10 protein-coding genes and 2 pseudogenes are annotated in these 12,147 nt (G+C 61.6%); 3 read left to right on the forward strand and 9 right to left on the reverse strand.

The window, feature by feature from the left end:
• The first annotated feature begins 34 nt into the window (after positions 1-34).
• The 3 genes from fabF (at position 35) to RGR602_RS01525 (ending at position 3,518) form a co-directional block, all read left to right on the forward strand.
• A complete protein-coding gene (gene fabF, locus RGR602_RS01515) occupies positions 35-1,339 on the forward strand; it encodes a beta-ketoacyl-ACP synthase II (RefSeq protein ID WP_039843631.1) in 1,305 nt (434 codons plus the stop codon).
• A 459-nt stretch (positions 1,340-1,798) separates the two neighbouring features.
• Positions 1,799-2,494: an RNA polymerase sigma factor gene (locus RGR602_RS01520; RefSeq protein WP_039843632.1), complete on the forward strand. Its 696-nt coding sequence runs from the start codon at positions 1,799-1,801 to the stop codon at positions 2,492-2,494.
• Between the two features lie 160 nt (positions 2,495-2,654).
• Entirely contained in the window at positions 2,655-3,518 is an 864-nt protein-coding gene (locus RGR602_RS01525) for a ferritin-like domain-containing protein (protein WP_039843633.1), read from the forward strand.
• A gap of 152 nt (positions 3,519-3,670) precedes the next feature.
• Here RGR602_RS01525 and RGR602_RS01530 read toward each other — a convergent pair.
• The 9 genes and pseudogenes from RGR602_RS01530 to RGR602_RS01575 form a co-directional block, all read right to left on the reverse strand.
• Positions 3,671-4,539 (reverse strand): annotated as a pseudogene (locus RGR602_RS01530) (nucleotidyl transferase AbiEii/AbiGii toxin family protein).
• Complete coding sequence (locus RGR602_RS01535) at positions 4,532-5,137, reverse strand: type IV toxin-antitoxin system AbiEi family antitoxin domain-containing protein (RefSeq protein ID WP_039843634.1); 606 nt, start codon at positions 5,135-5,137, stop codon at positions 4,532-4,534. Before RGR602_RS01535 ends, RGR602_RS01530 begins: the two are co-directional and overlap by 8 nt.
• A gap of 722 nt (positions 5,138-5,859) precedes the next feature.
• On the reverse strand, positions 5,860-6,372 hold the full coding sequence (locus RGR602_RS01545; protein WP_039843636.1) for a GNAT family N-acetyltransferase: 513 nt from the start codon (positions 6,370-6,372) through the stop codon (positions 5,860-5,862).
• Between the two features lie 3 nt (positions 6,373-6,375).
• Positions 6,376-6,678, reverse strand: a complete 303-nt coding sequence (locus RGR602_RS01550) for a type II toxin-antitoxin system TacA family antitoxin (RefSeq protein ID WP_039843637.1) — start codon at positions 6,676-6,678, stop codon at positions 6,376-6,378.
• A 520-nt stretch (positions 6,679-7,198) separates the two neighbouring features.
• A pseudogene (locus tag RGR602_RS01555) lies at positions 7,199-7,888 on the reverse strand (tyrosine-type recombinase/integrase); the annotation flags it as partial.
• A gap of 291 nt (positions 7,889-8,179) precedes the next feature.
• Positions 8,180-9,742, reverse strand: coding sequence for a glutamine-hydrolyzing GMP synthase (gene guaA, locus RGR602_RS01560; protein WP_039843638.1), 1,563 nt, complete (start codon positions 9,740-9,742; stop codon positions 8,180-8,182).
• A 94-nt stretch (positions 9,743-9,836) separates the two neighbouring features.
• Entirely contained in the window at positions 9,837-10,475 is a 639-nt protein-coding gene (locus tag RGR602_RS01565) for a 5'-methylthioadenosine/S-adenosylhomocysteine nucleosidase (protein WP_039843639.1), read from the reverse strand.
• On the reverse strand, positions 10,472-10,921 hold the full coding sequence (locus RGR602_RS01570) for a PaaI family thioesterase (RefSeq protein ID WP_039846585.1): 450 nt from the start codon (positions 10,919-10,921) through the stop codon (positions 10,472-10,474). The genes RGR602_RS01565 and RGR602_RS01570 overlap by 4 nt, the downstream gene beginning before the upstream one ends.
• A gap of 131 nt (positions 10,922-11,052) precedes the next feature.
• Positions 11,053-12,144 carry a DUF1513 domain-containing protein gene (locus RGR602_RS01575; RefSeq protein WP_039843640.1) on the reverse strand — a complete coding sequence of 364 codons (1,092 nt, stop codon included), beginning with the start codon at positions 12,142-12,144 and terminating at the stop codon, positions 11,053-11,055.
• Positions 12,145-12,147: the final 3 nt, after the last annotated feature.

Consider the following 12,147-nt stretch of genomic DNA (forward strand, 5'->3'; position numbering starts at 1 on the left):
GCTGGCGGCGCACCCAAACTGAAAGGAAAAACAGATGCGACGGATTGTTGTTACGGGCATGGGAGCGGTCACGCCCCTTGCTGCCGATGTTGAAGCGTCCTGGTCGCGTCTCCTGGCCGGCCACTCGGGCATCCGGAGGCTTCCGGACGACGTAGTGGGCGACCTCCCTGCAAAGGTCGGAGGGGTGGTTTCGTCCCTCGAAGAAGACCCCGAAGCCGGCTTCGATCCGAATACGGTCCTGGCGCCGAAGGATCAGCGCAAGGTGGACCGGTTCATTCTCTTTGGGCTCACGGCTGCACAAGAGGCGCTTGCCCAAGCAAGATGGGCGCCCGTCTCGGAAGCGGATCGCTTGCGCACGGCCACGATCATCGCGTCCGGCATCGGCGGGTTTCCCGCCATCACCGAGGCGGTGCGCACGGTTGACCTGCGCGGTGTCCGCCGCCTGTCGCCGTTTACGATACCGTCTTTCCTGGTGAATCTCGCGGCGGGCCACATCTCGATCCGCCATAGCTTCAAAGGCCCACTGGGCGCGCCGGTGACGGCGTGCGCGGCCGGCATTCAGGCGATCGGCGATGCGGCCCGTCTTATCCGCGCCAATGAGGCCGACATCGCCGTGTGCGGTGGCACCGAAGCGTGCATGAACATCGTCAGCCTCGGTGGCTTTGCTGCCGCACGCTCTCTTTCCACTGGCTTCAATGACACGCCGGCCGAGGCCTCACGACCTTTCGACATGGCGCGGGACGGCTTTGTCATGGGGGAAGGAGCCGGCATCCTGGTCATCGAGGAATTGAGCCACGCGCTTGCCCGCGGTGCCAAACCGCTCGCCGAGCTCGTCGGCTACGGCACGACGGCGGATGCTCATCACGTCACCTCCGGTCCCACCGACGGCGAAGGGGCGCGCCGTGCCATGGAGATCGCGATTGCCCAAGCAGGGATTTCGCCGCGCGAGGTTCGTCATCTCAATGCGCATGCGACCTCCACGCCAGTAGGAGATCTTGGGGAAATCGCGGCGATAAAGAGGGTATTCGGGCGCGATTTCGCGATAGCTGTCAGTGCAACGAAATCGGCGACCGGACACCTGCTCGGCGCCGCCGGCGGGCTTGGTGCTATCTTCGCGATCCTGGCGCTCAGGGACCAGGTGGCGCCGCCGACACTCAATCTGAGCGCCCCGGATCCAGCCGCCGAAGGGATCGACTTCGTCGCAAGCCAAGCTCGGCCAATGGGGATGGATTACGCGATCTCCAGTGGCTTTGGCTTCGGAGGGGTCAACGCGAGTGCGCTGTTCCGACGCTGGACGAACGAGCTGACCGGCGCGAGCACCGGACGGGCCGGTGATTGAAATCCGGCCTCCAAACGTTCCTGTTTTTCCAACACCAGATCTACGGCCGGCGGGCCGAGCGACAGTCTTGAAACGCAAACCAGCCAAAATAAAGAAGTGATATCCGTGAATAAGACCAATCTTGGGATCGCCCTGGCGACGGGGCATCCACCGGCATCGGGCACGCAAAGGCCGAGGCCCTGCAGAGCGTCGGCTTTCGCGCGTTCGGAATGGCGATAGATTGGCCCTGCACGTCGTCCATCGGCAAGATAAGGCTGCCGCCTTTTCCAGTGTTCTTCATCACCGGAGCTTCATCTCGACGCCGGAACGTGAGAAACGAGCTTTGGCCCTTCCGTTGATGGAATCCTGCTGAACCGCTGTCGCGCCGCCGCTGGGTCCGCTAGAGTTCCAAGTCCCTACCAGGCAGATCGAAACCCTGAAACGCTAATCTCATAGTAAGCTGATGCATCTGGAGCGCCTATGATGAAGCCGACCCGGTCGCCCGTGGCAGTGAGGATCGAGGACCTCGACGACGCGAGGCTGGTTGAACACGCGCGACAGTGTGACCCCGCCGCATTTTGGGTGATCATCAAGCGTCACAATCAGCGGCTTCACCGGGTCGCCCGTGCCGTCCTGAATGACGACACCGAGGCGGAGGACGTACTTCAGGAGACCTATATCCACGCCTTCACCCATCTGGCCGAATTCCGCGCGGAGGCGCGGCTCTCGACCTGGCTCACCCGGATTGCGCTGAACGAGGCCCTGGGACGCCGCCGAAAAAGGCGACCTACCGTGGACGTAAAAGCCCTCGAAGGCATGGTCGCTCCGTTCAGTGCCCACAAGCCTGATCCCGAAGAGGCGGCCGCTCTCGCTGAAATCCGCAGCCTCCTGGAGCGAGCCGTCGGTGGCTTGCCAGAGCCCTTTCGCATCGTCTTTGTCATGCGGGACGTCGAGGAAATGAGCATTGAGGAAACGGCTGTTCTTTTGGCACTACGACCTCGGACAGTGAGCACCCGTCTTTATCGCGCGCGCCGACTGCTCCGCGAGGCCCTGCGGGACAAGCTCGCCACCGTGTTCACAGATACGTTTCTCTTCGCAGGCGACCGTTGTGACCGCCTCGCGCAATCAGTCCTCGATCGGCTCGCCATCCGCCTGGTTCGAAAGGATACTCATTAGTTGAGCGCGGCGACTGAGCGCACGCAGTCGCCGTCCACACCGAGATTGCGCCCGGGGACCCGGGAATATTTTGGCGGCCCGGACCATCTAATCGTTAGGCAAAAGCATTCGGCGCCGCGGTGCTGACAGCGGTGTTGATCAACAAATATAGGAGACCACCATGCAGGACGCACTTCACCTATCCCGGCGTCAGTCGCTTCAGGGACTTGTCGTACTCGGTGCCGGAGCGGCACTCGGCGGAATCGTGCGGCCTTCTCCGGTATGGGCACAGGACATATCGGACGAGGACATTTTCCGCTTTGCGCTCAACCTTGAGTATATGGAGGCCGAATACTACCTCCGCGGCACCACCGGGAAAGGCATCGACGCAGCCGATGCCGGTTCGAAACCCGGCGACGTCGTTGGCGGAAAGCAAGTCTCTTTCGAGACGCCCGCCATCGGCGAATTCATGCAGGAAGTCGCCGAAAACGAACTCGCGCATGTCCGCTTCTACCGCAAAACGCTCGGAACCAACGCCGTTGACCGGCCGGCCATCGATTTCGACGCAGGGTTCAAGGCCGTCGCGGAAGCGGCCGGTCTCGGTGCAGACTTCGATCCCTTCGGCAATGAAACGAACTTCGTTCTCGGCGGGATGCTGTTCGAGGATGTCGGCGTTACCGCCTATGCAGGAGCAGCGACAGTCCTGAAAGACAAGGACTTCCTCGCCGCCGCCGCAGGAATTCTGGCGGTCGAGGCGTATCACATGGGAATGGCCCGATCGACGCTGTACCGGAAGGGAGAGGAAGCCTGGAAGGCCGCGAACGCCGTTTCCGATGCCCGCGACAAGATCGACGGCTCGGAAGACGACGACCAGGGCATCCAGGTGGACGGGAAAGCCAACATCGTGCCGTCGACGCCGGACGCAATCGCCTTCACCAGAACGCCGCGAGAGGTGCTCCGGATCGTCTACCTCACCGACAAGGACGGAGTGAGCAAGGGCGGCTTTTATCCGGAAGGGATGAACGGCACGCTCAAAAGCACCTGAGCCAGCGTCTGGCCCGAACGTCAGGCTCGATACGCGTCCCGGGCAATGATATCTGGCGCGATCGGGCCTGGAAGATGTTGATGGGGCGTGTATCCGCCTCAACGCGACCGCCTTTTCCGTGCCCCACAGCCCAGCACTTGAAATCAAGCCGCTCATCGGCCCATCCTCGATGCTGAGGCGGCATGCGGCGTCAGGAATTCGGCTGGTTCTCTCACGACATCGGCGAGCTCGCCCGGATTGTGCGCAACGTCCGCAACGAAGGCGCGCCATTGCCGCTGCTTTTGTTCATCTGTTGCGAAGGCCGGCGTCAGCGCATCCGGCAGGTCATGAGGTATCCCTGTCCCGCGCCGCGCGAAGGTGGCGGCAATTGCCCGTGGCAGCCTGTCATGATCGAAAGCGAACGACCGGCTGAGAATCCAGATGTCGTAGAAGTCCTTCATCCGGCTGTTGGCGCGCCCCAGCGCCACCATCGCCTGAAACTTCTCGGCAATGACGGTTTCACGCGCATAGCCCCTCAGCCGGGGCATTGGGAAGTCCAGCATCGAAGGATAGTCCAGTTCTTCGGCACCAGGCTCCAGTGCATCGCCAAAGCCGATGTCGATCGTCAGGCCGATCCGGGCGCCGCTGATCGAGGCCGTCGTCCGCAGCCTGAGCCCCCCATATTCCAACTCCTCGCGAATGCGGTCGACGCGGAGCGCGTCGGCGTCGAACTCCACGCCATCGCCGGAATCCTGCGCCAAGATCTCCCGAAATGTCGCCAGCATCGGCTCAGCGCTCGGATCGCCGAAGCCCAGCAGATCAAGGTCGCGCGTGCCGCGGTGCGGATCATCGAACCAGCTCATCATTAGCATCGCGCCCTTTAGCACGAAGCCCTCGGCATGACGTGAACGGCTGAGTCAAAATAGCAGCCGCTCAAGAGCGAAACGGGTCAGAATCAGGTCGAAGCTCTGGCCACTTGCCTTGGCGAGTTGCAGCAGGCGTGCGCGCACCGAGGCGCCGATGTCCTGATCTCCTTAGCCATTGGCAGTCAGCGCCTCGATGTACGGCCGGATCACGGTGGAGACACCACCACGCTCGGCCTGCCTGACAATTTCGCCTGCCGTGGCTTTGCGCTGGCGAAGCGCTTCCTGAAGGCCCTCGATCGCCACCGACAGGCCGATCTTGTTGCGATATCGGAAGCAATCCGCAATTGTTTTGACGATCCCAAAGACCTTTACGGGAACACCCTCGACGACATGGGTCTCTACACCTTCATTGAGCAGTCTTTCGGTGAAACGCACGATCCGAATAGGCGTGCTGTCGGGCTTCGGGGACCAGTCCTTCTGACCCACGGCGAGCCAAACCTGGCTTGGAAGCTGATCGGTCAGACCGTGGAATGCCAGGGCCGAAACGAGGCAAACGACGCCCTTGGGAACCCGTTTGGCGGCCTCAGCCAGACTATGATTGGCGTCGAGGGGCGCATCGGAAAGTTGATAAAGCCCTCGCGCGAGTCGAAGCACTTCGCCATCGTGTTCCATGCGGCTCACGGTGGCGGCTGTTACGCCCGCCGCACGCAGTTCTGCCAAGCGCGAGATTCCGCGCGCGGTCAGCACGGCGTGGACGATCTGGCGTTGGGACATAGGTGACACGATACGGAAACTCGTAATATAGGATCTATTATCCGAGGATTTGTATCACTACCCATGTGGAGGGGCAAGGTACCAGCTCGAAGAGGCCACCACTCTAGCTCTAGGCTCAAAGCAACCATTCGGTAACGCGGCCCGTCGCTGCGGACACGTCCGATCTCGCTTCTCCGCGATGACCGGCACCGGCGGCGCGCCGTCACTCTGGCCGAGGCGATCGATGTCTGCGACGGCCGCTGACTCGAAGCTACCGGCATCCTGCTTGCCCGCCAGTGCCCCGGCTGCACCAAGGGAGTCCTGTGCGTTAACCGCGCCTCTGCGTTCAGGGCCGGAACACGCCACGGAGCACCACCAACCAGAGCCTGAGCGCAGCCGGGCAATACCCGATAAGTGGGAAGAGATGGTTTCGGCCATCTCTCCCCCCCCGCGACCGCCGCCTGCACATGGCAGGGCCGCGCGCTCGCAGGGCGGCAAATAGCCGCCATTGTTCCAGAACCCTGACCATCGGGAGCTGCCTCCTTTTAAACCGCCGCCGCGAAGCGATTTATGGCTTTGCGTAACAACCGGCCCACATCTCGCGGGAATGCAGCAATAGCCTTGCGCCGCTCGAGAATGGCGATCCTGACGTAAGGTCGCCAGGTCTTCGCAGTCTCAAACGACCGAATGTTCTCTTTTGCCGCGCCGCGCCCATCCCAAAATGCAATTTCCTTCCCCATTTCTTATTTGAAGAGCTGTTCGATGTCCGCCATCGGCCGGAACAGCTTCATTGGCTGGTCGGGAAACGGCAAAAAGCTTTCACGCTCGTAGAAGCGGCGCGCATTTTCATCCTTGGCGTCTACGACCACCGCGAAGGACGCGATCTCGCTCCTGACGGCCCGAAAGAGGGCATCCGCCAGCAGAAACCGGCCATAGCCCTTGCCTTGGTGGCGTCGGTCGATCGCAAGTCGACCGAGAAGAGTCGCTGGAACGAGCGGATAGCGCGGCAGTTTCCGCACTGCCTTTTCCGGCAGATCCCCGAGATTCACTGCCGTCGACGAAAGGGTGTAGTAGCCAGCGACCGCACCGTCCGACAGCACCAGCACGAAAGGCGCGGCCATGTTCTTGCGGGCATCCTGACCCGCCTGAACCCGGAAATACCGGTCAAGCGGCTCGACGCCACTTTCAAACGCAGACCTGTCGTGCTGAGCACCGAGGATCTCGACCCACGGGGCTTCTCCGATGTCGCCCGCCACCCGTCAGACGCCGGTCGTTTGGCGATAGCGACGCACCGTGTCACGCAGACGATCATTGACCGGCTGCGGGTTGAGTAATGCTTCTACGAAGGTCTCGCTGTCACGGACCGAGAGGTCCAGACGCTGATGTTCTTCGATTGCCCGGCGGGCGGCCTCCTGGACGCTGGACAACACAAAATCAGTCACCGTCCGGCCCTGGAGGGCCGCGGCGCGCTCAATAAGGCTTTTCTGGTCGGCTGTCACGCGCGTCTCAAGACGCTCGCCACGGACCCGACCACGAGGCGGATGTACTGCAGATTGGACCATCGATATTCTCCTTTCCAGCAGATGTACGGCCATTGGCCGGGAAAATCAAGTAGAACGACCAATTGTGCAACAACCTGCTGCACCGTCAGGGGAGAGATGGTTTCGGCCATCTCTCCCCCGCGACCGCCGCCTGCGCATGGCAGGGCAGCGCGCTCGCAAGACGGCAGATAGCCGTCACCGCTCCAATGGTTCCCATCCGCCCCGCTCGCGTCGCAACCCGGCCATGCTCGCCGGCAGCCGCCCCCCTCTCTGCCGAGCGCTCACGCGCCCCCGGGAGGCATGTCGGGGACATGCCTCCGGCATTGAACCAAGGAAAGGATTGGAACAATGGCAAGGACAGCGAAGAAGGCGAAGGCCGTCACGGTCGAGACGGCTGAGGATGCGACGGTGAATAGGGAAATCCGCAGCGTCGGAGAAGCGACGGCGGACGTGGTGGTGGCATTGCCCGCGCCGGATGTAGCTAGCACGGCTGCGCAAGCCGCAAGCAGCACGGAAACGGAACCCGCAGCGGAAACCGTGGCCGCATTCCCAGACGGATCGTGGGAAGCGTTGCGACATGTTCGAGCTGCTTCAGCATCACCCGAATTTCAGACGGCGAAAGCGAGCGGTCCTTCGGCACAAAGGTTGCGATCGATGCTGGACCGACTTCGTCGGCCGGATTGGCAACCTTCTCGCCATGCAAGATGGCGAAGCCGTAAATCTGCTTCAGGATGTCTCGCACATGAATGGCCGTCGCCGGAGCACCGCGTTCAACGATGCCGCCGCAATATGCTCTCAGATCGTCTGGCGTGATCTCCGTCAGGAGACGATTGCGCCAGACAGGTAACAGCTCTCGTTCGAAGATAGAACGCCGCATAGCACGCGTGCTGTCCGCCATCGGGGCCGCAGTGAGCCACTTCTCCCCGAACTCTCCAAAACTCTTCGCCTCTTTCAGGCGACGCTTGTCGCGCTGCTTCTCGATCGCAGGCGACCGTCCTTCGGCAACGGCGCGCCTCGCGTCGATGCACTTCTCTCGAGCCCGGGCAAGCGAGATACCATCGCGCCCGTACCTGCCTAGATAGACAGTCTCCCGGCGGCCGTTGAGCCTGTAGTCCAAGCGAAATGAGATCGCTCCACTGGGCATGACGCGGACATACATGCCATCGCGCTCGGCGACTTTGTACACCTTCTCTTTTGGTTTCAATGCCTTGAGGGTCGCGTCCGTCAGCATCCCTACTGCCTCCTGAAAAGTACCGTCAGCACAAATCCAGGCTCAGCGACAGATATTGACCATTGCATTCAATGGCTTAATACGAAAAAAGTACCGTCACGAGCCTCATTGCCGCTGACGGTACTTTCATAAATGCGGCTAAACAATATGCCCAAGGCCCGTCAGACGGGCCGCCAGGCTCAAACTATACCCGTCGATAGCTGCCGATAGTTATTGAATGGATTTATTTTTGTTTTCAGTCACTTACGTCGTGCAGTGGCGCAAAATCGGCGGCGTTTGGATGGGCCTGAATCATTCCCACTCGATCGTGCCAGGCGGCTTCGAAGTCACGTCATAAACCACCCGATTGATACCGCGCACTTCGTTGATAATGCGGGTTGCGGCGCGGCCGAGGAACTCCATGTCATAGTGATAGAAATCCGCCGTCATGCCGTCGACCGAGGTGACGGCGCGAAGCGCGCAGACGAACTCGTAGGTGCGCCCGTCGCCCATGACGCCGACGGTCTGGACCGGAAGCAGCACCGCGAAGGCCTGCCAGATCGCATCGTAGAGACCTGCTTTATGGATTTCGTCGAGATAGATGGCATCGGCTTCGCGCAGGATGTCGAGCTTTTCGCGAGTGATGCCGCCCGGGCAGCGAATTGCGAGCCCCGGGCCCGGGAAGGGATGGCGGCCGATGAAGCTATCGCGCAGTCCGAGCTCCTTGCCGAGGGCGCGCACTTCGTCCTTGAAGAGCTCACGCAGCGGCTCGACGAGCTGCATGTTCATGCGCTCCGGCAAGCCGCCGACATTGTGGTGCGACTTGATGGTAACCGATGGGCCACCGGTGAAAGATACGCTTTCGATCACATCCGGATAGAGAGTGCCCTGGCCCAGGAAGTCGGCGCCGCCGAGCTTCTTGGCTTCTTCCTCGAAGGTCTCGATGAACAAGCGCCCGATGATCTTGCGCTTGGTCTCCGGATCGCTGACGCCTTCGAGCTCGCCGATGAACCTGTCCGAGGCATCGACATGCAGCAAGTGGAGATTGTAATGCTCGCGGAACATCGCAACGACGCTCGCTGCCTCGTCTTTGCGCATCAGGCCATGATCGACCAGGATGCAGGTGAGTTGATCGCCGACGGCTTCATGGATTAGGAGAGCTGCGACCGAGCTGTCGACGCCGCCCGAAAGCGCGCAAATGACGCGCTTGTCGCCGACCTGCTGGCGGATTTGCTCGACCGCCTTCTGGCGATAGGCCGACATCGACCAGTCGCCCTTGATACCAGCGATGTTGTGAATGAAGTTGCCGATAAGCTTCGCGCCATCCGGGGTATGCACGACTTCCGGATGGAATTGCACGCCGTAATAATTGCGCTTTTCGTCGGCGATGAAAGCATATGGTGCGTTGGAGGAGGTCGCGACGACCTCGAAGCCATCCGGCAGCGCCGTGACGCGGTCGCCGTGACTCATCCAGACCTGATGGCGCGAACCCTTCGACCACAGCCCTTCGAACAGTGGGCAGTCCTTGTCGACGTCCAGGAAAGCGCGGCCGAATTCGCGGTGATGGCCGCTCTCGACCTTGCCGCCGAGCTGCATGCACATCGTCTGCTGTCCGTAGCAGATACCGAAGACCGGCAGGCCGCTGTCGAAGATGATCTGCGGCGCGCGGGGCGAACCTTCATCGACCGTCGAAGCCGGGCTGCCGGACAGGATTACAGCCCTCGGCTGAAGGCGCTTGAAGCCCTCTTCGGCAGACTGGAAGGGAACGATCTCGCAGTACACACCCGCCTCGCGCACGCGGCGTGCGATCAGCTGGGTCACCTGGCTGCCGAAATCGACGATGAGAACGCTGTCGGGATGTGCTGTCTGGGTCATGGCGAGCCTTTAATGAAAAGCACCCGTCCTGGCAATCCAGGAAATCGGGCGAGCCGGGATTTTATTGTCCGGATTGTCCCTGCCTTAGAGGCTTTCAGAACCAGAAAACACCATCCTCGAGCGCTGTGAACAGGCCATCGACGGCATAGGAGAGCTTGCGATCGATCACGTGCAGATACTCGGTCCAGCCGGAAATATGCTGCAGTTCTTCAGCGCCGTCGGAGATTCCGCGCAGGCCGATCAACGGCAGCTTATAGCCCTGGCAGGCGCGCAGAATCGCGAATGTTTCCATGTCCACCATGTCGGCAGCGATATCCGAGTAGGCCGCCCCCGAAATGACGTTGCCACCGGTGGAAAGGCTGGCCTCAGGAATACCGGGAATGCGGAGCGGCAGATCGATGACCGCTGGAAGATCGAGGAAGGGTGTGTGTCCCTTCTCGAAACCAAGCGGCGACGCATCCATGTCGCGGTAGGAAACGGAAGAAACCTGATAGACTTCTGTCTGCTCAAGCGTCGCGGAACCAGCCGAGCCGAGAGAGACGACAAGCTGCGGCAGGTCGTCGGCATGATCGAGGCGGGAAAGCGTCTTCGTCATCGCGACCGCCGCCTCGACTGGACCGACGCCCGTCATCAGCGGTTCGAAACGGGAGCGCAGGAAGGGGCCATATTCGGCTTCCGCCGCCATGACGAAGAGGATGGACTTGCCGGCGATCGGCTTCAGTTCGAATTTCATCCCGTAATTCCCTCTCTGCCGCGAACGACCATCATCGTTCCCGTCATGGAGGCGATCAGCTTGGCCGGTCCGTCGCCGATCGCATAGCCGCGCCCGTCGGCGACGATGATATTGGAGCCTGGTTTGGTGATCTCGCCGCGAAACAGGAAGCGCTCGCCGCGCCCAGGCGACATCAGGTTGACCTTGAATTCGATCGTCAGGATCGAGGCATCGGCGTTGATGACACTGTAGGCGGCAAAGCCGCAGGCGCTGTCGAGAGCTGCCGAAATGATGCCGGCGTGAAGAATGCCATGCTGTTGCGTGAGCTTGACGTCGAAGGGAAGTTCGATCTCCACCACGCCGTGCTCGACGCGCGTCAGCTCGGCGCCGATCGTTTCCATCGCCGCCTGGCGGGCAAAATTCTGACGGATCCGTTCGCGGAAGTCGCCGTTGTTCCTAACGCTCATGCATTTGTCCCCTTGCGACCGCGAAAGTGGCACGGCGCGCCGGTTTCGACAAGGATGAAAGGGAAGCACTTTCCGATATGCGATCGAGCCGAGTGCCGCAAAGACGGTCCGCAGCAAGCACTGGCTGAAGATCAAGCGCGCTCCCGGGCAATCCTGACGATATGCTGATCCCATGCCACACTGCTGCGCGTCGCAAGGAACGCACCGTCATAGGAAGAGACCGCAAATCCATGTTGGGCGGGTGCGATGCCGGCAGCGTCGGGGATGATGTCTTCGGCCAAGACCTTGCCGGAGTTGGCGTCGATGATCGCCGATGCACCCTTCGGCGACGTCACGCCGACCAGGGCGTCCTTGCGGTTGACGGCAATGGCACCGACATAGTTGCCGAGCTGGCGGGTCGTTTTCTCCGGCAGATCGATGAAGGTTACTTCCTCGCCTTTGGCGAAGTGGCCGACGAGCGGCGGCAGGTCGTGACGGTGGCCCTCGTACTGGCATGCAAACCACACGCGGCCATCGGCGTCGATATCGACGTGACGGGTCGAGACCTGCGACCATTGCCGCGGCAGCACATGTTTTTCGACGAGCGTGCCATTGGACGCATCGATCAGCGTCAGCGATGGCTGCATGTTGCTAAGGTTGAGCTTCGTGCGGCCGAAATCCGGATGGGTCTCGATGCCACCATTGGCGATGACAAGCCAGCGGCCGTCATCGGAGACGGTCATATCGTGCGGGCCGACCCCGTAGGTCTGGAACTCGCCGATGCGGGCGAAGCGGTTTGTCACGTCGTAAAGACCGATCATGCCGCGATTGCCGTCAAAATCGTTCTCACTGGCATAAAGCAACCGGCCGTCCGGCGAAAACGTACCGTGTCCGTAGAAGTGGCGGCCTTCGGCGGAGGTGATAACGACCGGCTCACCCCTGTTCCAGGGATCGAAGATCATTGCGTAGGTGCCGGGACGGCGAGCGAAGGCGACGGTCTTGCCGGTGGTTGGGCTGAAGGCCATGCCGTGGGCACGAGCGGGCAGGGCGACCTGATCGACGATTTCGCCGCGTTCGGTCACGGTCGCGACCGCGAAGGAGCCGTCGGCAGCGCGGATGCCCGAGGCATAAACCGCGTCCGCGCGCTCAAGTGCCTGCAGCCCGCGCGGCTGCAATGCGGCGATAAAGCTGAGGCCTGCTGCCTTGACGAAACTGCGCCGGTCGATCGCAGCGCTCCGCCACATCGG

The sequence above is a fragment of the Rhizobium gallicum bv. gallicum R602sp genome (assembly GCF_000816845.1).
GTDB lineage: Bacteria > Pseudomonadota > Alphaproteobacteria > Rhizobiales > Rhizobiaceae > Rhizobium > Rhizobium gallicum.